Here is a 25911-nt window from a genome sequence, read left to right on the forward strand (position 1 = left end):
CGTTCCCTTGCCACCCAAATACGCCTGCAACACCTTCCGCCGCAAATCATCGCTATACGCACGAGCCATGACTCACACTCGCAGACTCAAGACGTCAGGAAAAGAATCAAGTGATATACCTATGGGTAAAATGCTCTAGAACTCGCAAATAAGGCCTATCTACTGTATGTTTCGCAGAATTCGACCGAAAAAGCCAAATTGCTCAGAATGCTATTTTCGAACTGCGCGGTAGATGCCGTAAGTGTCGTGCCTACATATAGAAAGCCCTTCGACATGATTGTCAGAAGGGCCAAATCTGAGGAATGGTCGGGACGACTAGATTCGAACTAGCGACCTCACCCACCCCAAGGGTGCGCTCTACCAGGCTGAGCCACGTCCCGACTCGTTCAGGGCACCACCCAAGCGGGCGGCACTGGGGTACCGAACAGAGTTAAGTGTACACTGACTGGCCCGTTTTCGCTGGGCCAGTCAATTATTGAGATGGAGGGACATACTCCTTCGGCAATGCGCTGCCCTCGCCGAAAAAATACGCATTCATTTGTTCGACCAGAAACTCCTGCGCCTCGCGAGTCCACGGCTGCAAGCGGTACTCGTTCAGCAGCATCTTCTGGTGCTCCACCCAAGCTGCCCAGGCCTTCTTCGAAACGTTCTTGTATATCTTCTGGCCGAAGTCCGAGTCAAACGGCGGCTCGTCCAGGCCTTCCATCTCTGCCTTATATTTGGTGCAAAAAACCATATGTGCCATCGCGTGCTTCGGCTCCTTTGCAGACTCTATTTTACGATGCCTTTAGCTGGCCTGCCGCATCGAATCTCTATGACGGCGATTGCATACGATGTTTTGACCGCGGCTGTGGCTGGAACGCTGGTGGGCAATGAGTTTGCCATCGCTGCTTTCGTCCACCCACAACTCCATCGTTTGAGCGACACGACCCATGCAAAGACGGCGCCTCTCCTGGCCAGTTCGTTGGGCCGATTCATGCCCTACTGGTACGCGCTCGCGCTCCTGCTGATGGCAGGTGCGGCCTTTGAGCACGGACGCATCAGCTCAGGTCCTGGGCTGCTCATCTTCTCTTCGACTGTCCTATGGGCGATTGCGATTCTGTTCACCGTCACCAGTCTTGTGCCCATCAACAACCGCATTGCCGGCATGAATCCCGAACAGCCTCACCGTAGCTGGCTCCGCGACCGTTGCCGCTGGGACGAGTTTCACCGTTTTCGCGTGACCATCCTCGCGCTCTCGCTGACGATGCTGCTGACTGGGTTGATCGAGGGTACGGTTGCCTCCGCACGCTAACGACGCCTACCGTGAGACTTCCTGCTCTGCTTCGGCATGGCGGATTTCGTCTTGCCGGATTTGCCTGAACCCTTCTTCATATCAGAGGGCTTAGCCTTGCTCCTTCGTAATGCCTGCTGCTGATTTGCCGTACCTTCTTCTGAAGACACGAGCGCGAATTGCAGTCGGCGCTGTTGCCGGTCGATCCGGTCGAGCAGGACATGCACCGGCTGTCCCATTTTGTAGACACGTCCGTTCCGCGTCCCGACAATCTGGCGGTCGGTATCCCGGAAGAAATAGCGATCATCTTGCAGGGTTCCAATCGGAACCAGGCCCTCGATAAAAAGATCGTCCAGTTCCACGAAGAATCCATACTTCGTACAGGAAAGGATGATCGCGTTGAAGTCTTCTCCGACACGGTCTTCCATGAATCGAATCTTCTTCCATTCGATCAGCTCGCGTTCGGCATCATCGGCGCGGCGCTCGCTCTGACTCGACTCGATGGCAATCGCATCCAACTCTGCTGACGGAATGGGCCCTTCCGCCGCGCGCAACTCTATGCGCTCGATCTTCTTGCCGTTTTGTGCCGCCTGCCACGGCTGTGGATCGCTCGATAGTATCGTTCCGCCGCGCGTGTCCGCACCGTCCTGAATCAACTGGCGCAGCAACCGATGCACGATCAGATCCGGATACCGCCGGATGGGCGAGGTGAAGTGCGTATAGCTGGGCGAAGCCAGCGCGAAGTGGCCTATGTTCTTCTCGCTGTAGCGCGCTTGCTTGAGCGAACGCAGCATCAGGTAGGACAGAATGCGCTCCTCCGGCTTGCCTTCAATCTTCGCCGTCAGCCGCTGGTACATCTGCGGAGTTACTGGAATCGCTTCCACGATTTCGTGCGTCTTCACTTCGCGTCCTCGTCCGCGGGCATCGCGGCGATCGGCCTTCATCTGCATGCGTTTTATAGGCAGATTACTCAGGCCGAGCGAGTAGCCCATCTGGTTCGCTGTCTCCTCAAACTCCACGAGGCGCTTCGGATCGGGAGTCTCATGGATGCGATAGATGCTCGGTACTCCCTGCGCTTCAATCCAGTGCGCAACGCACTCATTGGCGCTCAGCATGAACTCTTCGATAAGCCGATGCGCCCATCCGCGCTCCGACCGCACAATGGCCTGCATATTGCCGTCGGGATCGAACTGGATCACCGGCTCAGGCAAGTCGAAGTCGATGGAGCCGCGCCGTTGCCGCTTCTGATTCAGCTTCAGGGCCAGCTCATGCATCCTCTCGAACTCCGGAACCAGCGCGATAAACTCTGCACGCGCGACGGGGTCGCCATCGAGCACTGCCTGCACCTGCGTGTAGGTCATTCGCTTTGCGCTGCGGATGATCCCTTCGCAGACTTCATACCCCAGCACCTCGCCGCGCGCGTCAATCTCCATCACGCAGCTTTGAACCAGCCGGTCTTCATCCGGACGCAGGCTGCATATTCCGCTCGAAAGTTCAGGCGGCAGCATAGGAATCGCGCGGTCCGGGAAATAGACAGATGTGCCTCGCAGGCGCGCTTCCAGGTCCAGCGCCGTTCCAGGCCGCACATACCAGCTCACATCCGCAATATGGACTTGCAGTTCCCAGTTTCCGTTCGGCAGCGGCCGCACCAACACGGCATCGTCGAAGTCGCGTGCCGTTTCTCCGTCGATGGTGACAATCGGCAACCCGCGAAAGTCGCGCCGCCGGCCAAGCTTCTCTTCGTCAAGCGTCTCTACAGTCTGCGTTGCTGAATCCTGAGCCTCAGCGAGCACATTCGTCGGGAATGTGTACGGCAGGTGGTGCTTGCGGATGATGATCTCCACATCCACGCCAAACGCATCGGGAGGCCCCAGCACCTCGATGACACGCCCGCGTGCCGGGCGTCCCGGCGTAGGGAAGTCAGTCACTTCGACATCAACTGCCAGTCCTTCCAGCGGCTTCGAGAGGTCGATCTTCCCAGACAAGAGCGAAGTCCAATGTGCCTGCTGCGTCAGGGCTTCTTTGCCCATCACGCGATGTGGGCTGTCCTTGAGAATCGCCGCAACTTCGGCCCCGTCCGGGATCAGAATCGGCTGCGTCATCCGTTCATCGAGTGGCGTGATGTAGTTTCCGTTGACCAGCGGGGGGTTTTCCCACGCGCTTCTGCTGCGGTGCGAGCGGGCATAGTGAAACACGCCCACCACAGTCTGGTTTCGCCGCGTCAGCACACGAACTACACGGCCCGAGCGTCGCCCATCTCGCCCGCGTGGAGCCTCGTCCGCCAGCACTTCATCGCCTTGCATCGCGCCGCCCAACTCATTGGGCGGAATGAACAGATCATCTTCCCGGTTGGTGCTTCCGTTGGGCCGAACAAATCCATAACCGTCCCGATGCAGGTCCAGCCGCCCTGCAATTAGCCGATCGCGTGTGGCGCGAAACTGCGGAGTAGATTCTCCCGCACCACGTGAGGGCCGCGCTGTCTTCTCCGGTGCAGCTGAAGGAAGGGCCCACTGCTCCGCGTCCAGCTTCACCAGTTCGCCGCGCGCGGTCATTCTGGCAAGCTGTTCGAGCAGCAACCGGCGAGCACGCCCGCCGCCCAGTCCAAGCTCGCGGACAAGCTGTTTATATCCCGCGCGATGGCCGGGTGAACGTTCGATCCTGCGCATCAGTTCGCGGTCAGTCTGTGGATAAGGTGTCTTTGCCATCAGTCAGAAGCATACTGCCTTGCGGGCGGCAATCATTTCCGTGGCGGATCGGAGTGCTCGCCAAGCGGGGCTTTCAGCAACTCGAGGGCCTCTGCAAGTGTCGTGGAGTCGGGCACGCGCGTGAACTCCGATGAGATCTCGTCCTGCTGCTCGCCGATGCTCTTGAAGAACAGCGCGCGACCGTTGATGTGAACGTGTGTCTCGACAATCTGCCAAATACCCGGTGCAATCTCGCGCCGTTCCACATCGAAGGTGCCGCCCTTGCGCAGCTTACCCAGAATGCCCCAACCGATGGAGACATCCTGCGTCAGCATTCCTTTAAACGTGCGAATGCGATGCCACTTCTTGTCGATGACCATCTCGCCGGCCATCGTACCCATTACCCTCGATTTAATGTCGGGCGCATCAAAATTCGGATTGGGTTCGAAGTTCAGCGTCGTCAGGTCGCTGGTATCACTCACGACCTTCCATACGAATGCGTTGGGCAGCATCCGCAGCAGGTCTTCGGCGTTCTTGTCGTCCTGTGCACTGTCACGTTGTTGCTTGCGAAGCAGCGAGGGGCTGTGGATGAAATTCTCAACGCGTTGGTGCTCTGCGGCAGCATCGGATGCGGAAAGCGGCTGGCCGTTGCGCTCAACCAGTTCCTTCACGCTGCCCTGAGAAGTCTGAACGACGATGTAGACCGTGCCCGCGTCCTTCCGATTATCGCGATAGCGCCACAGGGAGTGGTCGGCCTTGCTGGCGGCCAACTCTTCTTCGACCGCCTTTTGCACAATCTGCTTCGCATCCTGCGCATAGGCTGAGGCGCAGACTGTTGCTATAGCCGTAAGAACCAGAACACGCAACCACCATCGAGTCCGCATACATTTGAGATGCTCTTCCAAGCGTCCATGTTAGCGCAAGACCATGAAAAAACATTGGTTGCCTATCTTTTCAACATCTCGGGCGCACTTGCGCGGTCAGTCCACCCATTGCACACGAACGCTCTTCTTTCCCAGTCGTAATACCGGTTCGTTGCCTAGAACATCTTTCGCAAGCAGTTTGCCGGAGAACTTCTCCCCGTTCACACTGACAGCGTTTTCGCCGATCTTCCTGGTTGCCTCTCCCGCTGAACTGGCCAACCCAGCGAGTTGCAGCAACTTTGACACGCGCACGCCGCCGTCCTCTTCCCCTAGCACGGTACGCGAGACTTCGACTACCGGCAGATCGGAGGCAACGCCTTTTTGCTGAAACTGCGTCGCCCACCCTTCGGCTGCAGCATCCGCCTCGGACGCTGTGTGGAAGTCCCGCGTAATCTCCCACGCGAGATTCTTCTTGGCCTGCATCGGATGCAGCTTGCCGCTGGCCACGTCGGCCCGCATCGCCTCAATCTCAGACCCGCGCTTGTCGGTGAGCATCGTCCAGTACTTCCACATCAGGTCGTCGGAGATCGACATGAGCTTGCCGTACATCTCAGCCGCGGGCTCGTGGATGCCAATCGCATTGCCCAGCGACTTCGACATCTTCTGCACGCCGTCGAGGCCTTCGAGGATCGAGGTCATCAGCACAATCTGCTGCGGCTGGCCGAAGTGCCTCTGTAGGTCGCGGCCGCGCATCAGGTTGAACTTCTGGTCCGTGCCTCCAAGTTCGACATCGCACTCCAGTGCCACAGAGTCGTAACCCTGTGCGATGGGGTAGATCATCTCGTGCAGCGCAATCGGCTGCTCCGCGTCAAACCGTTTGTGGAAGTCCTCGCGCTCGAGCATCTGCGACACCGTAAACTGCGCTAGCAGCCGCACTATGTCGTAGTAGCTTAGCTTGTCGAGCCACTCCGAGTTGTACCGCACCTCGGTCTTCGCGGGGTCGAGTATTTTGAATACCTGCTCCTTGTACGTCTCCGCGTTGGCCTGGATCTGCTCGGGAGTCAACGGCTTCCGCGTTACATTGCGCCCGGTCGGGTCGCCAATCAGCGCTGTGGAATCTCCGATCAAAAAGATGACGGTGTGGCCGAGATCCTGAAAGTGCTTGAGCTTGCGAATCAGCACCGTATGGCCCAGATGCAGATCAGGCGCAGTCGGGTCGAACCCGGCCTTGATGCGCATGGGCACGCCAGTGGCAATCGACTTCGCAATCCGCTCCTTCAGCGCATCCAGCGGAATAATCTCAGATGCTCCCTTGGTAATCAGGTCAAGCTGTTCTTCAAGCGATGGAAATGTGGGCATATTCCACAGTATAAAGACCGGAAAGATTCGCCAGCCAAAGATCGAGGAGAGCGGTCATGGCGCACTGACCTGCGGTACTAATTCTCCGAAGGCCGCTCGATATGGTCGACAACGAGGATCTGTATAGGGCCCTTTGCCGGCAGCAGCTTCAGCCCAAGCTGGTCCTGAATCGCTGTATCGAGCGTTGGGACAGGATCCAGATCATCGGCGGGCCTGTCGCTCAAACGGACGCCGTGGTACCGCAGCGTAAAGTCATATTTGCCGGTAAGCCCAGTCTTATCCGAAACGGGACGGCCAAATTGTTCTGCCAGCATACCGACGATATCCTCCATGGAGCACCCGTTGGCAATGAAATCAAACCCAACATTACTATCGCCCTGCTGGTAAAGACGGGGTACGGGTTGGCCGCCCCAGCCCTTAACCTCTTCCGGGCTTGGTGGCTCGTTTCTGGTTTCTCTCAACTTCGGTCCATTCTTCGCTACGACGAGGTTGTAGGTCGGGCCTTCCCGGGTCTCCCAATGAACCTTCAGCTTGAAGCGGTCGGCGATCAGCACTTGAAGCATGTGCTGATCTTCAAGCAGTTCTTGAGCTTTGCTCAACTTTGCCAATCGTTCATCAGCGGCGCTGTCCGACCTTGCCTCGATATTGAACATCACGCCCCAATCCGGCAGACCTCTTATCTGATCCCACCGGACACCGTATGCCATGCTGAGCAGGTTCCTGACGTCGAAGTTTGTCAGACGCAACAAACTGGAGTGAGGCGAGAAAAATCCCCCGACCACATAAGAATCCGCAACGGGGCTCTGCCGGATCGATGCAACATCAAAGGTGAGCGTCGGCGTGTACGCGCGGGCCGCATCCTGGGATGACGTCGCCGACACAGAAGCGATCTTCTGCCCAGATATAACGGGAACGGCAACAGATATCAAACCAGCCGCAATCAGCAACACTTTCCGGCTGAAAGGGGTTTGGTTCATGCAAAACGATAACATGCTCCTATGCTCACTCCCATGGACGCCGAACGCATCCGCGCCTACCTCCTCACCCTTCCTCACGTCGTCGAGACCATGCAATGGGGTGCGAATCTCGTCTTCTGGGTAGGCGACAAGGCCATCGGCGGCAAGATGTTCGCGCTCGTCAATCTGGACGACGGCCAGCACCGGCATGTCATCTCGTACTCCGCCGGTCCGGAACGCTACGCGGAGCTTCTCGAAATCGAGGGCATCTCGCCTGCACCGTATATGGCGCGCATCCATTGGGTAGCGGTCGAGCGATGGAGCGTCTTCCGCTCCAGTGAGTGGGAGCAGCAGCTTGCTGCGGCCTACGAAATTACCGCCGCCAAGCTCCCACCCAAAACCCGCGCCGCACTCGCCATGCCCGCGAAAGCGCAAAAGCGTCTCATCGCCGAGAGCAGGAAGCTCCGTATGGCAAAGGAAAAACTCAAGACAGAGAAACGCTGACCGCTAAACCGAACTCAGCGGATCCAACCCGGTGTAAACAAGGCCTTGAAGTGCTCCCTGTACGCATAGATCAGGAAGATCTCCAGTACAGTCAGAACCAGACCGGGCCAGATACCGGACGGATTCAGTGTCATGTGAAATAACAGGATGTTCACAAGAATCGGCCCCAGCAGTACAAGACCGACGGGCACGAACCTCCCAATCAGAACCAGCAACCCGCCAACGACGAACAGGACGCTATAAAACGCAAACCATCCATGCTTGAACATCACGCCCATCAGCGTGCCTGCATCGCCCGGAGGCAGTTGCGCGGGCATAAAGTGAATGTAAAAATTCAGGCCGAATGCAAAGAACACGAGGCCCAGCAGGATTCTAGCTATTAAAACAGCAATCTTCATGCTTCACTCTCCATAACAAAGGAATTGGCCGGCTTTTACGAGTTACGGGCCGAATGGATCCTGCAGCCCGTCACCTTGCGCCAAGATAAGATGATTCAGTAGCGTCAAATATGCAGAAAATTACTGCTTCCGGCGCTGTCCGGTTGCCGTCGAATGAAGCGGAGCCTGAATGAAACGCGCTATCCTCTCGCTTGTCCTTGCCTTGGCCCTGATTGCTCTCCCCGCGCAGACGCTTCGGGCGCAGGCTAATGCAATTCCCAGCGCCTCGCCCGCGCAGCCCTCCGGCCAGAACGAGGAACAGCGCGGCAGCCAGCTCATTGATGAGATGGTTACGGCGCTTGGCGGCGAGGCGTGGCTCAACCGGCAGGACATGGAGGAGCGCGGTCAGTCCTCCGCCTTCTTCCAGGGACAACCGAACGGCTTCATCATCCAATTCAAGCTCTCCCGTCAGTTTCCCGGTCCCAATCGCCCGGAGGCCATGCGTATCGGCTTCCTCACCGATCGCGGCATGATTATGCCCGGCAAGAAGATTGACGTCGTTCAGATCTGGCGCGACAAGACCGGCTATGAGATCACCTATAAGGGGAAAACCACTCTGCCTCAAAAACAGGTCGAGGATTTCTACCGGCGTCGTGCCCACTCCATTGAGTCCATCGTCAAGGATTGGGTTAAAGCACCTGGCGTGATGGTGCTCTACGGTGGCACGTCCATGGTCGAACGGCGGATGGCCGACAAAGTCACCATCCTCGGGGCCGATAACGATGCCGTCACACTCGATCTTGACGCCAACACCCACCTGCCGCTGCGCCGCTCCTTCCAATGGCGCAACACTACCTTCAACGACTATGACCACGATGTTGAAGAGTACGACGATTACCATACTGTCCAGGGCTTGCCCACACCCTACACCGTCACCCGCTACCACAACGGCGAGATGGTCGCCCAGACCTTCATTACGAGCATCCAGTACAACACCGGGCTCGCGCAGAACCTCTTCAACCCTGACATTGCGCTGAAGAAAAAGTAGTCGGAGTTTATACTCAGGGTTGCTATGAGCGATTCGACTGCAACCCTTGCCGCCGCGCCGGAAACCGCCGAGGCCAACACACGGACGATGGACATCGTCGAGATCATGTCCATCCTGCCCCATCGCTATCCTTTCCTTCTCATCGATCGGGTTGTTGAAGTTGAGCGCAAACAGCGCATTGTCGCCATCAAGAATGTCTCCTTCAACGAGCCGCAGTTTCAGGGGCACTTTCCCGACTATCCGATCATGCCCGGAGTCCTGATGGTCGAAGCCATCGCCCAGGCTGGCGGCGCGTTGCTGCTCACCGAGATTCCCGACCGCGACAACAAGCTGATGGTCTTCACGGGCATAGACAGCGCGAAGTTCCGCCGCCCAGTCGTTCCTGGCGATCAGGTCCGCATCGAGGTTAAGGTGCTCAACTGGCGCTCGACCGCAGTCCGGATGCAAGGCACGGCAACCGTCGAAGGCAAAGTTGTCTGCGAAGCGACGGTCATGTGCGCGCTCGTTCCCCGCGCGGCAAAGAAGTCCCACTCCGAGGCCGCGCCCGAGTGAGCGTACACTCCACAGCCATCGTTCAGCCAGGAGCGCAAATCCCGGCTAGCTGTGCAGTAGGCCCCTACTGCACCATCGGGCCGAATGTGGTCCTCGGCGAAGGATGTGAGCTCATCTCCCATGTCGTCCTCGACGGCCACCTTACACTCGGCCGCAACAACCGCATCTTTCCCTTCGCCTGCCTCGGCATCGCGCCGCAAGACCTGAAGTACGCAGGCGAGCCAACGCGCTGCGAGGTCGGCGACAACAACTCGATCCGTGAGTATGTCACTATCTCGCGTGGGACGACTGGAGGAGGAGGCGTTACGCGCGTCGGCAGCGGCTGCCTCATCATGGCCTACACGCACATTGGCCACGACTCCTCCATCGGCAACGGCTGTATTCTGGCCAACTCCGCCACGCTCGCCGGCCACGTTACGGTCGAGGACTATGCTGTCGTCGGCGCGCTCTGCCCGGTCCACCAGTTCTGCGTTATCGGAAAGTACAGCTACATCGGCGGAGGCACCACAATCACGCAGAACGTGCTGCCCTATTCGCTCACGTCGATTGAGCGCAACAACCACGCCTATGGCTTGAACAAAGTCGGCCTTGAACGCCGTGGCTTCACTCCGGCACAGCTCAAGGAGCTGCGCGCCGCCTATCGCTTGCTGCAAGCCTCGAAGCTGAACACCACGGAGGCCCTGAAAGCAATCCGCGAAAAAATTGCTGCCGGAGAATTCGGCGAGCACGTGGTCTATCTTGCCGACTTCATTGCTCAGAGTGACCGCGGCGTTATCAAGTAACGCAGGCAGCATCTTCATCGAGCTACGGCTTGTACCCCATCTGACACTGCTGCAATGTGCGAATAAATAGAGCTGACGGGCTGATTCGCGTCTCTTGCTGCGCGCTCTACGAGCTAAATATTAAGGAGATGGCTCTTTCAGCAATCTCATGCCTGACCCGTGGCCTGCCTTCAGGATTCGCTCGACTTAAGCGGTAACGCAGCGAAAGATGATGGTGTGCAGTCCTATTGAAATCTAGACCAGGTGCTGATGCGGTTTTTACCCTAGAATGACGCAACAGAGTCTGAGCGGCCTTTGGTCCACGACATTAGACCGGCTGGCTCATTTAGCCAGATAAGTTTACGCTAAACATTCTGTTAATTTTGCTTATTCCATTTATTAATAATGAGATACCGAGGATTTTGGTATAAATACGTTATCGATGTCGTAATGCGATTTCTGTTGACAGTGTAATGACGGAGTGGGTAGTGTTTTGGGCAATCACCCATGAGAAGGCCGCAAGGCCGAGGCCTGTTTCCTTTGAGATGCAGGCTAAGGTATGCGGAAGGATGACGGCTGTGGATAGATTTTTTTACCAACCATTTGAGGATGCCAGAATGCGAACAGAAAAAAGAACAACATTATCTGAAGTGGTGCGCGGGACGATCCAGCCCTGTGCGTGGCGCTGGCTCAGTTTGGCGATGGCGCTGTTGTTGTTGGCTGGGGTGAGCGCGTATGGGCAATTTGAGTCGGCCTCGGTGCTGGGGTACGTGCGGGACTCGTCCGGCGCGGCGATTCCAAACAGCACGGTGACGCTTGCCAATAAGGCGACGGGGATCACTCAGAAGGCGACCTCCGACGGAGACGGGCGGTACGAGTTTTCGAGCGTGCCGATCGGCAGCTACACGGTTGCGGCCGAGGCGGGCGGCTTTCAGCGTGTCCAGACGGAGCCGTTTACGGTGACGACAAACGCGCGGCAGAGGGTGGACGTGCTGATGAAGCCGGGCTCGGTGAGCGAGGCGGTGACGGTGTCTGCCGCGCCGTCGGTGCTTGAGACGGAGACGAGTTCGCGCGGGCAGGTGGTGGGCACGCGGGAGATCGAGAACCTTCCGCTGAACGGACGGTCGTATGCCGATCTGGCGCTACTGGCGCCGGGGGTGCGGAAGTCGTTTCTGGAGAACCAGTCCACAACGAGCCGCGAAGCGTCGTTCAACGTGAATGGGCAGCGCAGCGCGTTCAACAACTTCCTGCTGGACGGTCTGGATAATAACTCCTACGGCACGTCGAACCAGGGATTTGCGAATGAGAACATTCCACCGTCGCCGGATGCGGTCTCGGAGTTTCGGCTCGAGACGAACAACTACAGCGCAGAGTATGGACGTGCCTCGGGAGCGGTGATCAACGCCAGCATCCGACGCGGGACGAACCAGTTCCACGGTAGGGCTTGGGACTACAACCGCAACACGGTGTTCAATGCGATCGGGCCTTTCCGTCCGTCTTCCGGAGTGAAACCCGCATTCATCCGCAATCAATTTGGCGGGACATTCGGCGGGCCGATCTGGCGCGACCACACGTTCTTCTTTGCGGATTATGAGGGTGTGCGGCAGATTGCGCTGTCGTATGGTACGTCGACGTTGCCGACGATGGAGCAGCGCACGGGAACGTTCCTCGTGCATTATGCCGACGGAACAACAAAACCGATCCCGGTGCAGAACCCCGTAACCGGGCAGATCTACGCCAACGGCGTGATCCCGACGAGCGACCAGATTCCGTTCGCCAAGGCCGTTCTGGCTGCGTTGCCTGGTCCGAACAACGGCGCCGCGTCGAATACGCAGGCGGCTTATAGCAACAACTTCTCCGCGTTCCCGCGCGGCACGATCAACGATAACAAAGGCGACATCCGTATCGATCACACCTTCAACCAGAAACTCAGCATCTTTGGCGTGTACAGCCAGCATCAGACGGCCATCTTCGATCCGCCGACATTCGGCGGGATCGCGGGCGGCAATGCGAATGCCAACGTTCATTTGTACAATCGGCAGATTGCGGTCGGCGCAACGTGGGTGATCACGCCGGCATCGCTGCTGGATGTGCGTGTGGGTATCGGCCATAACGAAGGCGGCAAGTCTCCGTATGGCTTGGGCAACCCGAGCCTGCTGATCGCGAATGGAATCACCAACGGCATTCCGACGGATCCGATCATTGTGCGCAGCCTGAACGCGCAGAGCGTGACCGGGTTCTCGCAGTTCGGCACGCAACCGGCTAGTCCCCAGTTTCAGAATCCTTCGGTGCTGAATCCGAAGGTGAACTACACGCTGGTCCACGGCAAGCACTCGATGAAGGTTGGGTATGAGTACCAGGCGATCAATACGCAGATCAACGACTACAACCCGAGCTACGGCCAGGACAATTATGCTGGGAAATTCTCCGCTGCACCAGGAACTCCAGCAGATGCCTTTTCGCAGCTTCAGCAGGCGCAGAACCTTGCAGATTTTATGCTGGGGAACCGCAGCTCCTACTCACTGACCAATTTCTTCATCGCGTCGGTGCGCCAGCGGATGAACTTCATGTACTTCCAGGACGACATCAAGGTGATGCCGAACCTGACGATCAACGCAGGCCTGCGCTACGAACTGGCAACGCCGCAGTACGAGGCGAACAACAAGCTGGCCAACTTCAATCCGGCGACGAACACGTTGATCCAGGCGAAGAGCGGCTCGATCTACGACCGCGCGCTGGTCAATATGCCGTTGACTAACTTCGGGCCGCGTCTGGGGTTTGCATACAGCGCGACGCCGAATACGGTCATTCGTTCAGGGTATGGAATCAGCTATACGCAGTTCAACCGCGCGGGCGGTGAGAACAACCTTACGTACAACGGGCCGAACGTTGTGAATGCAACCATCAACAACCCGAAGCCAAGCTTGACGAATCGCTGCGTTGGCGACACGCAGGACCAGACAACGTGCTTCCGCCAGACGCAGCAGGGTTATGCGGTCAACCTAACCGCTCCTTCAGCCTTCAATCCGGCGCTGGTGACATCGCGGTACATTCCGGCGAACACGAAGACCGGGTATGTGCAGAGCTATTTCCTCGGGGTCCAGCGTGAGCTGCCGGGGCAGGTTGTGATGGACGTGGCGTATGTCGGGAGCAAGGGAACGCACCTACAGATCCTTGCCGACTATAACCAGGCGGCCTTCTGCACGGCGGCGCTGGCGACAAATTGCACCCAGTCGCTGAAGGCGCGGCGTCCGATCCCGACGTTCGGAGACATCGAGATCGCGTGGGGCGGAGGAATCTCGAACTACAACTCGCTCCAGTTCAAGGTGGAGAAACGCTATGGGAACGGCGTGTATCTGCTCAACTCATTCACATGGGGACGCACATTCGATTTATCGGGTGGGCACCTGGAGACGAGCAATGGAGATAACTCGCGCGTGAACTGGGCGAACCCGATGAGTGACTACGGCCGATCGAACTATGACCAGCCGCTGAACAACACGACGGCGATTATCTACGATCTGCCGTATGGCCGGGGACGCCGCTTCGGGGCCAACTCTCCGTATGCCCTTAACTCGCTTCTCGGCGGATGGCAGATCACCGTCATCAACAATATGAACAGTGGCCTGCCGACCAACCTTACGTACAACAACAGCACGTCGACGACCACAAACGTCACCGACCTATACACGTATCGGCCTAACGTCAATGGAAGGGCCGTTGCTCCAGCGTCGAACCGTGTGAAGACCGCGACCGCTCTGACTGGCTATTTGCTGAAGGCTACCCCCACCTCACCCATCGGCGTTTCAGCGCCTACGTCCGGCTACCCAATCGGCAATGCGCAGCGCAACATGGTTGTGGGGCCGGCGTTTTTCCAGACAGACCTCGGACTGCACAAGGCGTTTCCGCTGTGGCGAGAGGGATCGACCTTCGACTTCCGCGCCGAGGCGTTCAATGTGCTCAATAAGGTCAACTATCAGGCACCGGATGGAAACGTAAGCAACGGCACGTTCGGCTCCATCTCCTCGGCGTATCCGGCACGGCAGTTGCAACTGGCGGCGAAGATTATCTTCTAAACCGGAGGGACGTTGGAACAACGAAGTGGTATTTGACGGCTACGGTGTCGCACGCGGGAGGTGCGGCGCCGTAGCCGTTTGCAGTATGGTGATGAAGTCCAACTCTTGATCTGAAATCTAATTTTTGAATTGAGGTAAATATGGCTTTGCGTGGTGCGGTGTGTGTGGCGTTGGGCGCCATGTTGTGCGTGGTTGCCGGGGCCCAGGAGAACAACGCGGCGGCACAGGACAAGGTGGTCAGGCTGAACCAGATTCAGGTGATTGGTTCACATAACAGCTATCACGCGGGGTTTGCGCCGAGCGAGCGGAAGTTTCTGGAAATGAAGAACCCGAAGGCGCTGCATGGACTCGATTATCATCATGCACCGCTGGCCGACCAGCTTTCGGGCGGAGTGAGGCAGATTGAACTCGACATCTTTGCCGACCCGTCCGGTGGACGGTACGCACATCTGTGGCTCGACGATGCGGTCAAGGAGACAGGACTTCCGCCAGGCCCGAGCTTCGATCCGTATCACGAGATGGAGAAGCCGGGGTTCAAGGTGATGCACATGCAGGGCTTCGATCAGCGCAGCACGTGCCATCTCTTCGTGACCTGCCTGACGGAGGTGCGGGAGTGGTCGCGCGCGCATCCGCATCACCTGCCGATCTTCATTCTGGTGGAGACGAAGGAGGGTGACGTCGAGGAGATTCCGAACGCTGCGAAGGCGCTTCCGTTTACTCCCGCCGTTCTGGATAGGATGGACAAGGCAATTCTGTCGGTGTTCTCGAAGAGCGAGATGGTGACGCCGGACGATGTGCGCGGGAAGTACAAGACACTCAATGAAGCAGTGCTTGCGGGCAACTGGCCGACGCTGGCCGAGGCGCGCGGCAAGGTTGTCTTCCTGATGGATCAGCGCAAGGAGGAGACGCTGTATACGGAAGGACATCCTTCACTGCGTGGACGAATTTTGTTCACCAACGCCGTGCCTGGCGCTCCCGATGCGGCGTTTACGGAGCAGAACGAGGGAACCCCGGCGGAGATCAATGCGCTCGTGAAGCAGGGGTATCTGGTGCGGACGCGCTCGGACGAAGGCACAGAGGAGGCGCGCACGAACGACACGCGACGGCGCGACGAAGTGCTGGCCAGCGGCGCGCAGATGATTAGCACGGACTATCCCCGCTCGGAGCCTTCGCCGTGGACGAAGTTCGTAGTGGAGTTTCCGAATGGGCTGGTGGCGCGGTGCAATCCGGTGACGAAGCCGGCGGGGTGCGTGGATACGCTGTTGGGCGAGACCCCAGTGACGAAGTAGAGGGTTAATTTAGCCTGAGATTCACTGCATGAAAAGGAATGGGCCGCCCGATGATTGGGCGGCCCGGTTGTTTTGCTGGCTCAGGTTTAGAAGGCGATGCGGGCGGATGCTTGCAGTGAGCGTCCGCCGCCGATTGAGTTGACGCCGCCTTGGCCGCTGCCGACTGTGCCGGTGATCTGGCCGAAGCTGCCTGAGGTGAAGCTGCCGTTCGGGTTGGAGAACTGCGGCGTGTTGCTGAGCTGTGTGGCCTGGATCCCCGTCGTCAGAGAGGATTCACGGAAGATCCTGAAGCTCTTGAAGAGGGAGAGGTTGTCTTGGATGTAGCCAGGACCGCGGAACTGGTTGCGTCCTGTGTTGCCGAGGCCGACGGTTGCGTCGCAGTTCGGATAGGGGGTAGTGCATCCTGCCGGCTGCGAGAAGGAAGAGGTATTGAACCAGTGGGTGCTGGTGCCGATTCCGTGGAGAACTTTGAAGCTGCCGTTAAGGGACGCGGTTTGTGACGTTCCCGGAGTGTTGAGTGAACTGCCGCTGGCGGTCACGGTAAAGGGTGTGCCGGAGACGATGGAGACGACGCCGGAGAGCTTCCATCCACCGAGGACGGCTGCTCCAATGCCTGAATTGAGATGGCTGTGACCTATGCCCCAGGGCAGCTCATAGGTAAAGCTCTGCTCGAAGTTGAGTGTGCGGTCGAAGTCGTTAGGCGCGTAGTTTCTCTTGAGGTCGGCGTAGAAGGTGAGGCCGCCGTTGTCATCGCCGCCCGTTGCGTAACCCATGCCTTTGGCCCAGGTCAGGCCGCTAGTGAAGGAGAGGCCTTTGTAGGTTCTGCGGATAAGCTGTGCCTGAAGAGCCTGGTAGTTCGAGGAGAAGCCCAGGAAGTACACGTTGGTAGCCGCTGTGCGGTACGGTCCCTTGCCATTGTTATCGGGGCAGCCGACGCAGTGGTATTCGGGCTCAGATGCATTACCGCCGCCGTAGGTCCTCGGCAGGTTAATGTTCTGGCTGACAGACTGGTGGCTGCCGTGATTAGCGACGTAGGCGACCTGCAGGGACATGTTACCTGGGAGCGCCTGCTGGACAGCGACGTTCCAGGATTCAACCATGGGGTTTCTATAGGACTTTGGGATTTGGTAGTAGGTCTGGGATATCAGAGTTGGCGTATTGGTGGGGATGATGCCGTTGGAAGGAATAGGAATGGGAACAGGGGCCGGGAAGCCGTTCTGGAAGGTGGCGGGTGTAATGCCATCGGCGAGAACCGTCCCAGTGTAAGGGGAAGAGCCTGTCAAACCATAGGCGTTGTTTGCGCGTACGGGGTAGTTATAGGCGTAGGTATTGTCGCCAAATGGCATGTAGCTGATGCCGAAGCCGCCACGGATGACAAGCTGGTCTGTTGCCCTGTAGGCGAATCCGGTACGCGGAGCGAAGTAGTGGTAGATGGTGGGCAGACCGAGGTTGGAGGGATTGCCGCCCACGCCCGCGATGACGAGCTGGTTCTTGACCGGGTCGTAGTTGGAGAAGCCACCGGCTTTTCGTGGTGTTGCGGGAGGGTAAAACTCCCAGCGAGCACCAAGGTCCAGAGTGAGCTTAGGACTGACCTGCCATTTGTCGGTTCCGTAGGCGAAGATCCACCACTGGCGATAGGCCGGGAAGAAGGTGTTGAGGTCGCGCCCTGCGGAACTGGGGATGTCGAAGAGGAAGCTGGCGAGGTCGTTGGCGATGTTGGTTTTTCCGGCGGCGGCTGAGTCGGACGTCTGGACGTCGGAGAAGTTGAAGACGCCGCGAGGGCTGAAGGTCTGGTCCTGAAGAAGATCGTCGCGAACGCGACGAACGTCTCCACCGAACTTGATGGAGTGGTTGTGAATGAGCTTGGTCCAGTTATTGACGAAGTCGATGTTCGATTCGGCGCGGATCCAGGGCAGTGAAGCGGAGTATCCGATGAGTGTTCCGGAGAAGCCGCCGTTGATGGTGATGCCTACCTGCCCCGAAGTGAAGGGTTGGCCGGCAATGTTCACTCCGGGGATGCCGAGAGTGGTTGCATCGTTGGAGCCGTAGTTGCTGGGCTGGGCGACGTTGCGGACGTGACCGACGCCGAAGCGCACCTCGGTGAAGAGGGTGGGCGAGAAGACGTGATCGTAGTTCAAGCCTGTGCTGTAACCAGTGGTGATGCCTGTACCCTCAAAGGCGCCGCCGCCGGGACCACCGAGGAAAGAGCCAAAGGCCGGCGCCTGGAATACATTCACGCGCTGGAAGCTGTAGCGGGCGCTGAGGTGGTTGCGCTCGTTCATGGCAAGGTCCATTTTGACGTCGAAGCTCTTTGCGCCTTTGGTAAAGGGAAGAGTGTTGGTGTAGTTGTTTGCGGGATTGCTTAGAGGCTTGGTCGGATTGAGCTTCCCATGGAGAGGAGCGGCCTGATTCACTCCCTTTAGAATAGCGAGCGACACCGGATTGACCATGGAGTATGGTATTTGATTGTTTACAAATGGCTTACGGGGGTGCTGCGCAGTGCCGTCGCCGGTCGTAGGATCGAAAATCTGGCCGCTCTGGTAGCCGTTCGCGTTGGGCGTGCCAGTGAGCGCGGCGCTGAGGTCAATGAAGCCGTTCGCGTTTGGCGTGTAATAGCGCGGATCCGGAATCGTGTAGGTTCCGCTGGTCTGTTCGTGGTCGGACGTAGCAAGGTAGTCGCCAAAGAAGAAGAGCTTGTCTTTGAGGACCGGGCCGCCGAGGCTGCCACCATAGTAGTTGTAGGAGAGATGGCCAAGGGGGCCGCCGAAGTAGGAACGAGCGTTGACAGCGTTGTTCTGAATGTATTCGAAGACGGAACCGTGAAAGGAGTTTGTTCCGGATTTGAGAGTGACATTGGTGACGGCTCCGATGGCGCGTCCAAGCTCAGCGTCGAAGTTGTTGGTGGAGACGTCTACGGACTGGATGGCCTCGGCGGGCGGGATGATCATCTGGAGCAGGCCGGTGCGCTCATCGTCGTCGATGCCTTCAATCTGGTAGAGATTGCCGAGGCGGCCCTGGCCGTTGACTTCGGTCTGTAGCGAGCTTGCGGAATTGAAGAATTGCGAGTGCTGGTAGACCGCGGGCGCGGCTCCGGGGACCAGGTTGAGCAGTGACTGGAAGTTCCGGTTAGTGCTCATGGGCAGGTCTTGAAGCTGATGGCTCTCGAGCTTGGTGCTGATGTCGGCGCGGTCTGTCTGCAACAGCGGAGGCGCGGTGGTGACTTCGATGCTCTCAGAGACGCTGCCTGTGACGAGGGCAATGTCGACGCGGGTGGAGGAGTTGATGAGCACGTCGATGTTCTTCTGAGTGGACTTTTTGAAGCCCTTGGCTTCGATAGTGACGCTATAGGTACCGGGAGGAAGATTGGGAATTGTATAGTTGCCGCTGTCGTTGGTGACGGCGGTGTAGTTGGTGCTGGTTGCCACCCGGGTGGCGGTGACGTTTGCCCCGGCAACACTTGCGCCGGTGGGATCGGTTACAGTGCCGAGCAGGGTGGCGTTGACTGCCTGGGCCGAGAGCGTCGAGGGCAGGGCCAGGAGCAGGAGCGCGCATGAGAGCGCTAACAGTTTAAGCGATTTCACTTGAACCTCCAGAGAATGAAGTGCAGTTTACGGGGACAAGAACCTTATAGTTTGAAGAACGAACGAACAGTACAGTGGGCGGGCCCAAATAGTCAACAAAATTAATTTTCGATGCGGCTTTATTAAGGGTGCATCCGTCTATTACCTGCTTAGGCTACTGAGCCAATGGGGTATTGCCGTCATCCAGAAGCGCCAGAGACTGAACGAGGGTTCTGGGCTACACTGGCAATACGGCTTCAGGGGCTTACGGATGCGCCCGAGATATGTCTGACCAAAAACGGATCTGGCGGTTAGTCCTGCCGATAGCGATCTTTGCGCTATTGCTGGGCACAACTGTCGGAATGGTATGGCATCAGCATGTGGGGGTGACGTCGGATAACTGCCCGATCTGTCACCTGAGCCACCAGGCGATTGAGCCATCTGTGGCAGGCATCCAGGTCTCAGCCCTGGTTCCCTCCGGGACAGAACTGGAGATACAACCGATCCATCTGCCCCCGGCCTCCGCACCACCCGACATCCCTGCGCGCGGCCCTCCTTTACACGCATAACAGACGCATATCTTCCGCGCCGATCAGGCGCGGCAATGAAGTGTATTTGTACTGCTTTTAAAAGGCTGACTGTTATGCGCGTACTCCATTTGCGGGTTGCGACCGTGCTGGTCGCAACAGCATCCTGTCTTGCTTTCAGCGCGCAGGCTCTCTCTGCGCAGAATCCGTCGACCCCGTTGCCGGCCGATTCGGTACAAAATGCCGTCAAGATTACGCTCGATGACGCCATCAAGCTGGCCTTGGCACACAACCACAGCCTCGAAGCTGCTCGCACGATAATTGAGCAGAATCAGGCCGAGGAGACAACGGCCAATCTGCGTCCGAACCCCGTGCTGTCGGCCGACTCGCAGTTTCTGCCCATCTTCAACCCGAGCCAGTTCAACTCCGATTATCTGGATAACACCGCACAGTTCGACCTGGGTCTGAGCTATCTGTTCGAGCGCGGCAAGAAGCGGCAGCACCGGCTCGCGGCGGCCAAAGACGTGACGGCGGAGTCGCGAGCGCAGGTTGCAGATAACGAGCGCACACTTACGTTCAGCGTCGCGTCCGGGTTCATCAATGTAGAGCTTGCCGAATCGACGCTGGCATTGGCCGAGCAGGATCTCAAGAGTTTCCAGGACACGGTTGGCATCAGCGAGGCGCGCTACAAGGCCGGTGACATCGGCGAAGGCGACCTGCTGAAGATTAAGCTGCAACTGCTTCAGTTTCAGACGGACGTGTCGGCGGCGAAGCTGTCGCGCGTGCAGGGACTCTCAGACCTGCGGCAACTGCTGGGGTATGAGTCGGTACCGCCGGACTACGACATTGCTGGGGAGTTCGCGTATGAGCCGGTCAGGGGTACGGTCGAGGATTTTCAGGCGAAGGCGTTGACGGCGAGACCGGACTTACAGGCTGCGCGCCTCGGTGTCAACGCCGCGAACAGCCAGTATCAACTACAGAAGGCGATAGGCAAACGCGATGTGACCGGGCAGGTGAACTACACGCACCTGACCGGGATTAACAACCTGTCGCTGTTCGGATCGATCCAGTTGCCCATCTTCGACCGCAATCAGGGCGAGATTGCTCGCGCGGGGTTCGCCATTACGCAGGCCCAGCAACAGATGCAGTTTGCCAGCGGGCAGGTGATGACGGACGTACGCGACGCTTTTGAAAGCGTGCACAGCAATGATCAGATTGTCGGACTGTATCGGTCAGGCTACCTGGATCAGGCCCAGCAGTCGCGCGACATCAGCGAATACGCATACAAGCACGGCGCAGCGAGCCTGCTTGATTTTCTTGACGCAGAGCGGACGTACCGGACGACCGAGCTTGGCTATCGCCAGGCATTGGCCTCTTATCTGCTTGCGCTCGAACAGCTTCGCGAAGCTGTAGGAACGAGGAATATTCCATGACCCGACGTTGGATGACACGGACAAATCTTCAGAGTGCTGCGGTCCTTGCTTTGGTGCTGGCTTTGACGGCGTGCAGTCGCGGCGACCGCGAACATGCAAGCCAGATGACGTCGTTTTCAGCCCGAGCGGCCGGCTCCGCGACGCCCGAGCTCTTCACCATTCCCGAAGATCAGATGTCGCATGTACAGGTGATTACGGTCGAGCCGACAACGCTGACGCGAACGCTGCGATTAACGGGCACGGTTGCGTACAACGCCTTCCGGACAACTCCAGTGATTACACAGGTGGGTGGCCCGGTGAGCCGGGTGCTGGTGATGCCGGGACAGCACGTGCGCGCCGGGCAGGCGATGCTTGACGTGAGTAGCCCGGACTACTCGCAACTGCTCAATGCATATCTGAAGGCATCGGACTCGTTTCGGCTGGCGAACAAAAACTACGTGCGCGCCCAGGACCTGTATCAGCACCACGCGATTGCCGAGCGGGACCTGGAGCAAGCCGAGTCGGATCGCAATCAGGCGCGGGCCGACCTGAATGCCTCCGAGCAGGGGATGAAAATTCTGGGGATCAAAGACCCGGCGAGTCTGGCGAAGTCTCCGTCTTCAGCACTGATTCCTGTGCTGGCGCCGATTGGCGGCGAGGTGGTCGAGCGGCTGGTTGCACCGGGGCAGGTAGTGCAAGCAGGTCAAACGCAGGCGTTCACTATCTCGGACCTCAGCACCGTCTGGGTGCTGGCGAACGTGTACCAATCGGACCTTTCCCATGTACGCAGCGGCGATAACGTGACCGTGCAGACGGACGCTTATCCGGAGAGCTTCCATGGGCGCATCTCCTATGTATCGCCGTCGCTCGACCCAAACACGCGAACGCTACAGGCACGCATCGTGGTGGACAATCCAGGCGAAAAGCTGAAGAAGGACATGTACTGCACGGTCATAGTGACGGCAGGGGCAATCGCAAATGCGATTGCCGTGCCGGACTCGTCGATTTTGCGCGATGACGACAACCAGCCCTTCGTCTACGTCGCCGTGGGCCAGAACCAGTTTGGCCGCCGCGACGTGGAGATGGGACAGAGACAGAACGGTCAGACGCAGATTCTGAAGGGCATTTCAGCCGGAGAGCGCGTTATAGGTGACGGAAGCCTCTTCCTTCAGTTTGCCAACGCGCTGCAACACTAAGGAGACGGCCGCATATGATTCATCACATCGTCCAGTTTGCGCTGCGGCAGCGGTTGTTGGTCCTGCTGATGGTCGTCTTCATCATCGTCGGCGGAACGATCTCGTTCCATCACATGCCGGTCGATGCCTATCCGGACCTCGCTCCACCAATGGTCGAGGTCATCACACAATGGCCCGGCCATGCAGCCGAAGAAGTAGAGCGGCTGGTCACGGTGCCGACCGAAGTTGAGATGAACGGCGTTCCGAAACTTTCGGTGATGCGTTCGATCTCGCTGTACGGGCTTTCGGATGTCATTATGACGTTCGATGAAGGCACCGACGACTACTTCGCACGCGAGCAGGTGTTTCAGCGCCTGAGCGGCGTAACCTATCCGGCGGGAGTGACGCCGACGCTTTCGCCGCTGGCAAGTCCGTCGGGGCTGGTTTATCGCTACGTCATCGACAGCCCGGACCGCACGCCGCAGGAGTTGAAAACCTTTGAAGACTGGGTGATTGAGCGCGAGTACAAGCAGGTGCCCGGTGTGGCGGACGACTCCGGCTTCGGCGGCACCGTGATGCAGTATCAGGTGCTGCTGGACCCGGCGAAGCTCTATGCCTACCACATGACGGTGCCAACCGTGCTGCAACAGCTCTCGGCCAACAACTCGAATGCAGGTGGAGGCTTCTACCAGCAGGGCGGACAGATGTACTACGTGCGCGGACTTGGTCTGGTCCGTGATACGTCGGACATCGGCAACATTATTGCGGGCTCGCAAAATGGAGTGCCGGTACGCATCAAAGACATTGGCGAAGTAGTCATCGGTCACGCGCCGCGGTTGGGTGAGTTCGGCTTCGACAAGCGGGACGATGCGGTTGAAGGCGTCATCATGATGCGGCGCGGCGAGCAGACGCAGAATGTGCTGAAGGGCGTCGAGGCGAAGACCAAAGAGCTGAATGAACAAATCCTCCCGCCCGATGTGAAGGTGCGGCCTTTCTATGACCGCAGCGACCTGGTGCAGTTGACCATCGACACGGTAGAGCACAACATGCTGCTTGGCATGGCGCTCGTGCTCGTCGTGCTGATGGCATTTCTGGTCAGTGTGCGTGCGGCGGTCATCGTCGCGCTTACCATTCCACTGGCACTATTGTTCTCGTTCATCTTTTTGCACGCGCGGGGTGTCGCGGCAAACTTGCTTTCCATCGGCGCCATCGATTTCGGAATCCTGATCGACGGCACGCTGGTGATGGTGGAGAACATCTTCCGTGTGCTGGGCGAGCGCGAGGGCCAGCAATACAACCTCGATGATGTGATTCTGGAAGCAGCGCGCGACGTGGACCGTCCGGTCTTCTACTCAGTCGCGGTGATTATCGCAGGCTATTTGCCGATCTACGCCCTCACCGGACCCTCGGGGCGGCTGTTCCGTCCAATGGCCGATACTGTCTCGATTGCGCTGATCGGTGCGCTGATCCTGACGCTGACCTTTGTGCCGGTCATGTGCTCCTACTGGTTCAGGCGCGGAGTGCATGAGCGTGCGAACAAGCCATTCGAGTGGCTGCGCGATAAGTATGCAATCCAGTTGGACTGGTGCCTCGACCATCCGAAGACAACGATGATTGTGGCCTGCGCGATCTTCGCAGCGACCCTGTTGTTGGTGCCCTTTATCGGCGGCGAGTTTATGCCGCACCTCGACGAAGGCGCGCTTTGGGTGCGCGCGACGATGCCGTATACAGTCTCGTTCGATGAGGCGAGCAGGTTCTCGCCCAAGGTGCGGCACATCCTGATGAAGTATCCGATGGTGACAGACGTTGGCTCGGAGCTGGGCAGACCCGACGATGGCACCGACGCAACCGGCTTCTTCAATGACGAGTTTTATGTTGGCTTGAAGCCCTACAACGATCCTTCATGGAAGCAGGGTTCGATCCACAATAAGCAGGAACTGACTGACGATATTCAGAAGCAACTCAAGGCGTTTCCCGGTGTCATCTTCAACTACACGCAACCTGCTGAAGACGCGGTGGACGAGGCGTTGACCGGATTGAAGAGCGCCCTGGCGGTGAAGATCTATGGCCCCGACCTGAACGTGCTTCAGGCCAAGGCGCTTGAGATTAAGCGGCGACTGGCACAGGTGCCCGGATTTACCGAGCTGACGGTCGTCCGCGAGCTGGGTCAGCCCAGTTTGCAGATTGATGTGGACCGCGACAAAATTGCTCGCTACGGCATCAACGTGGCCGACGTGGAGGCGGTGGTGCAGGCAGCGGTCGGCGGCCAGGCGGCTACGCAGGTCATTCAGGGAGAGAAGCTGTTCGACCTGGTCGTACGCATGAAGCCGGAGTTTCGCGAGAACGCTCAACAGATCGGCAACCTGTTGGTAGGCACGCCCGCTGGCCAGCAGATCCCACTGAGCGATCTCGCGAACATTCACGAAGGCGCAGGCGCGTCATTCATCTACCGCGAAAACAACTCACGCTATATCGGCGTGCAGTACAGCATCGAGGGGCGCGACCTTGAACGCGGCGTCGAGGCCGGACAGAAGGCGATCGCCGACATTACGAAGTCACTGCCGCCCGGCTACCGCATCGCATGGGGTGGAGAGTACGGCGAGTTTCTCGAGGCCAAGCACCAGATGGAGTTCATCGGGCCCTTGGCCGTGCTGCTCATCTTTATGATTCTGTTTGCGCTTTACGGCAACATCAAATTTCCAGTCACGATTGCGCTCGGCGTCATTCTGACGGAGCCGGTGGGCGCACTGATTGCTCTGAAACTGACCCATACACCGTTCAGCGTGTCATCGGCGCTGGGTCTGCTGGCCCTGATGGGCGTTTCGGTCGAGACGGCGGTCATCCTTGTCTCCTATATCAACAAACTCCGGCTGGAAGACAAGGACATTCGCACGGCCACGCGCGAGGCTTCGCTGCTGCGGCTGCGGCCCATTATGATGACAGCCCTGGTCGCCTGTCTGGGCCTGTTGCCGGCGGCGCTTTCGACGGGCATCGGATCGGATACCCAGAAGCCGTTTGCGATTGTCATTGTTGCCGGCTTGGTCTCGCGGCTCTTCCTCGGATTCTTCGTCAACCCGGTTCTCTACGAGATGGTGGCGAAGGATGGCGACGTTCTCCAGATTTGAGCCGTTTCGCTGTTCTGTGCGGGACGGTCCGGGAGCAATCCTGGACCGTCAAGGGCGGCGTAAAGACCGCGGCTCCGCAATTTTGACAATTTCGTGACTTCCCGACTAGCCAACCGGGGCGCGCCGGGCGTAAAGTATTCGCCACTGAATCAAGTTCGTTAAGACACAGTTTTTGATTTTGATTGTCGTTCTGTGGCGCTTGGGTACGAGGCTGGACACCAAATCTTGTCCGACGAAAGCAGGAGCCGGTCGGTAGAGGCGTTGTGGCGGCGTAAGCCAAGACAGTGCTGAACTTGCGGTTTTCCAGACTTTTTTCTCCACTTTGAACGTGGGGTTAGGGTGTCCGAAGATGTGGATGCCCACCGCAGGT

The 25911-nt window shown here is 58.3% G+C and carries 17 protein-coding genes and 1 tRNA gene; 10 read left to right on the forward strand and 8 right to left on the reverse strand.

The features are described 5' to 3' along the window. Positions 1–303 precede the first annotated feature (303 nt). Together VFU66_RS07905 and VFU66_RS07910 are read right to left on the reverse strand one after the other, a co-directional pair. A tRNA-Pro gene (locus VFU66_RS07905) sits at positions 304–380 on the reverse strand. A gap of 92 nt (positions 381–472) precedes the next feature. After that, positions 473–745: an oxidative damage protection protein gene (locus tag VFU66_RS07910; protein ID WP_188760017.1), complete on the reverse strand. Its 273-nt coding sequence runs from the start codon at positions 743–745 to the stop codon at positions 473–475. 69 nt (positions 746–814) lie between these two features. On the opposite strand from VFU66_RS07910, the gene VFU66_RS07915 reads away from it, so the two are divergent. After that, a complete protein-coding gene (locus tag VFU66_RS07915) occupies positions 815–1294 on the forward strand; it encodes an anthrone oxygenase family protein (protein WP_326445697.1) in 480 nt (159 codons plus the stop codon). Here VFU66_RS07915 and VFU66_RS07920 read toward each other — a convergent pair. The 4 genes from VFU66_RS07920 to VFU66_RS07935 all read right to left on the reverse strand — a co-directional run bounded on the left by VFU66_RS07920 (position 1291) and on the right by VFU66_RS07935 (position 7156). After that, positions 1291–3978 (reverse strand): ribonuclease R family protein, encoded by a 2688-nt coding sequence (locus VFU66_RS07920; RefSeq protein ID WP_326445698.1) that lies wholly within the window; start codon positions 3976–3978, stop codon positions 1291–1293. The genes VFU66_RS07915 and VFU66_RS07920 overlap by 4 nt on opposite strands. A gap of 32 nt (positions 3979–4010) precedes the next feature. Then, positions 4011–4823, reverse strand: coding sequence for a hypothetical protein (locus VFU66_RS07925; protein ID WP_326445699.1), 813 nt, complete (start codon positions 4821–4823; stop codon positions 4011–4013). A gap of 114 nt (positions 4824–4937) precedes the next feature. Further along, on the reverse strand, positions 4938–6179 hold the full coding sequence (tyrS, locus tag VFU66_RS07930; RefSeq protein WP_326445700.1) for a tyrosine--tRNA ligase: 1242 nt from the start codon (positions 6177–6179) through the stop codon (positions 4938–4940). A gap of 77 nt (positions 6180–6256) precedes the next feature. Then, positions 6257–7156 carry a TIGR03435 family protein gene (locus VFU66_RS07935; RefSeq protein WP_326445701.1) on the reverse strand — a complete coding sequence of 300 codons (900 nt, stop codon included), beginning with the start codon at positions 7154–7156 and terminating at the stop codon, positions 6257–6259. A gap of 21 nt (positions 7157–7177) precedes the next feature. On the opposite strand from VFU66_RS07935, the gene VFU66_RS07940 reads away from it, so the two are divergent. After that, positions 7178–7639: an MmcQ/YjbR family DNA-binding protein gene (locus VFU66_RS07940; RefSeq protein ID WP_326445702.1), complete on the forward strand. Its 462-nt coding sequence runs from the start codon at positions 7178–7180 to the stop codon at positions 7637–7639. Positions 7640–7653: 14 nt separating this feature from the next. On the opposite strand, the gene VFU66_RS07945 is transcribed toward VFU66_RS07940, so the two are convergent. Next, positions 7654–8037, reverse strand: coding sequence for a DoxX family protein (locus tag VFU66_RS07945; protein WP_326445703.1), 384 nt, complete (start codon positions 8035–8037; stop codon positions 7654–7656). Positions 8038–8206: 169 nt separating this feature from the next. Here VFU66_RS07945 and VFU66_RS07950 point away from each other — a divergent pair, with 169 nt between their 5' ends. The 5 genes from VFU66_RS07950 to VFU66_RS07970 all read left to right on the forward strand — a co-directional run bounded on the left by VFU66_RS07950 (position 8207) and on the right by VFU66_RS07970 (position 15742). After that, on the forward strand, positions 8207–9064 hold the full coding sequence (locus VFU66_RS07950) for a hypothetical protein (RefSeq protein ID WP_326445704.1): 858 nt from the start codon (positions 8207–8209) through the stop codon (positions 9062–9064). A 24-nt stretch (positions 9065–9088) separates the two neighbouring features. Continuing rightward, positions 9089–9616 (forward strand): 3-hydroxyacyl-ACP dehydratase FabZ, encoded by a 528-nt coding sequence (gene fabZ, locus VFU66_RS07955; RefSeq protein ID WP_326445705.1) that lies wholly within the window; start codon positions 9089–9091, stop codon positions 9614–9616. Continuing rightward, complete coding sequence (lpxA, locus tag VFU66_RS07960) at positions 9613–10398, forward strand: acyl-ACP--UDP-N-acetylglucosamine O-acyltransferase (RefSeq protein WP_326445706.1); 786 nt, start codon at positions 9613–9615, stop codon at positions 10396–10398. Before fabZ ends, lpxA begins: the two co-directional genes overlap by 4 nt. Before the next feature lie 632 nt (positions 10399–11030). Continuing rightward, the gene (locus VFU66_RS07965) at positions 11031–14453 is read left to right on the forward strand and encodes a TonB-dependent receptor (protein WP_326445707.1); all 3423 of its coding nucleotides are present in this window, start codon (positions 11031–11033) and stop codon (positions 14451–14453) included. Between the two features lie 140 nt (positions 14454–14593). Next, the gene (locus VFU66_RS07970) at positions 14594–15742 is read left to right on the forward strand and encodes a phosphatidylinositol-specific phospholipase C1-like protein (RefSeq protein ID WP_326445708.1); all 1149 of its coding nucleotides are present in this window, start codon (positions 14594–14596) and stop codon (positions 15740–15742) included. Between the two features lie 86 nt (positions 15743–15828). On the opposite strand, the gene VFU66_RS07975 is transcribed toward VFU66_RS07970, so the two are convergent. Next, positions 15829–19323 (reverse strand): TonB-dependent receptor, encoded by a 3495-nt coding sequence (locus VFU66_RS07975; protein ID WP_326445709.1) that lies wholly within the window; start codon positions 19321–19323, stop codon positions 15829–15831. 622 nt (positions 19324–19945) lie between these two features. On the opposite strand from VFU66_RS07975, the gene VFU66_RS07980 reads away from it, so the two are divergent. Genes VFU66_RS07980 through VFU66_RS07990 form a run of 3 tightly spaced genes read left to right on the forward strand, consistent with a single transcriptional unit; the run spans position 19946 to position 25541 of the window. Then, complete coding sequence (locus tag VFU66_RS07980) at positions 19946–21262, forward strand: TolC family protein (protein ID WP_326445710.1); 1317 nt, start codon at positions 19946–19948, stop codon at positions 21260–21262. Then, on the forward strand, positions 21259–22437 hold the full coding sequence (locus VFU66_RS07985; RefSeq protein ID WP_326445711.1) for an efflux RND transporter periplasmic adaptor subunit: 1179 nt from the start codon (positions 21259–21261) through the stop codon (positions 22435–22437). The genes VFU66_RS07980 and VFU66_RS07985 overlap by 4 nt, the downstream gene beginning before the upstream one ends. Before the next feature lie 14 nt (positions 22438–22451). Further along, positions 22452–25541, forward strand: a complete 3090-nt coding sequence (locus VFU66_RS07990) for an efflux RND transporter permease subunit (protein ID WP_326445712.1) — start codon at positions 22452–22454, stop codon at positions 25539–25541. The last annotated feature ends 370 nt before the right edge of the window (positions 25542–25911 follow it).

The sequence above is a fragment of the Edaphobacter sp. genome, from assembly GCF_035763405.1.
Classification (GTDB): domain Bacteria; phylum Acidobacteriota; class Terriglobia; order Terriglobales; family Acidobacteriaceae; genus Edaphobacter.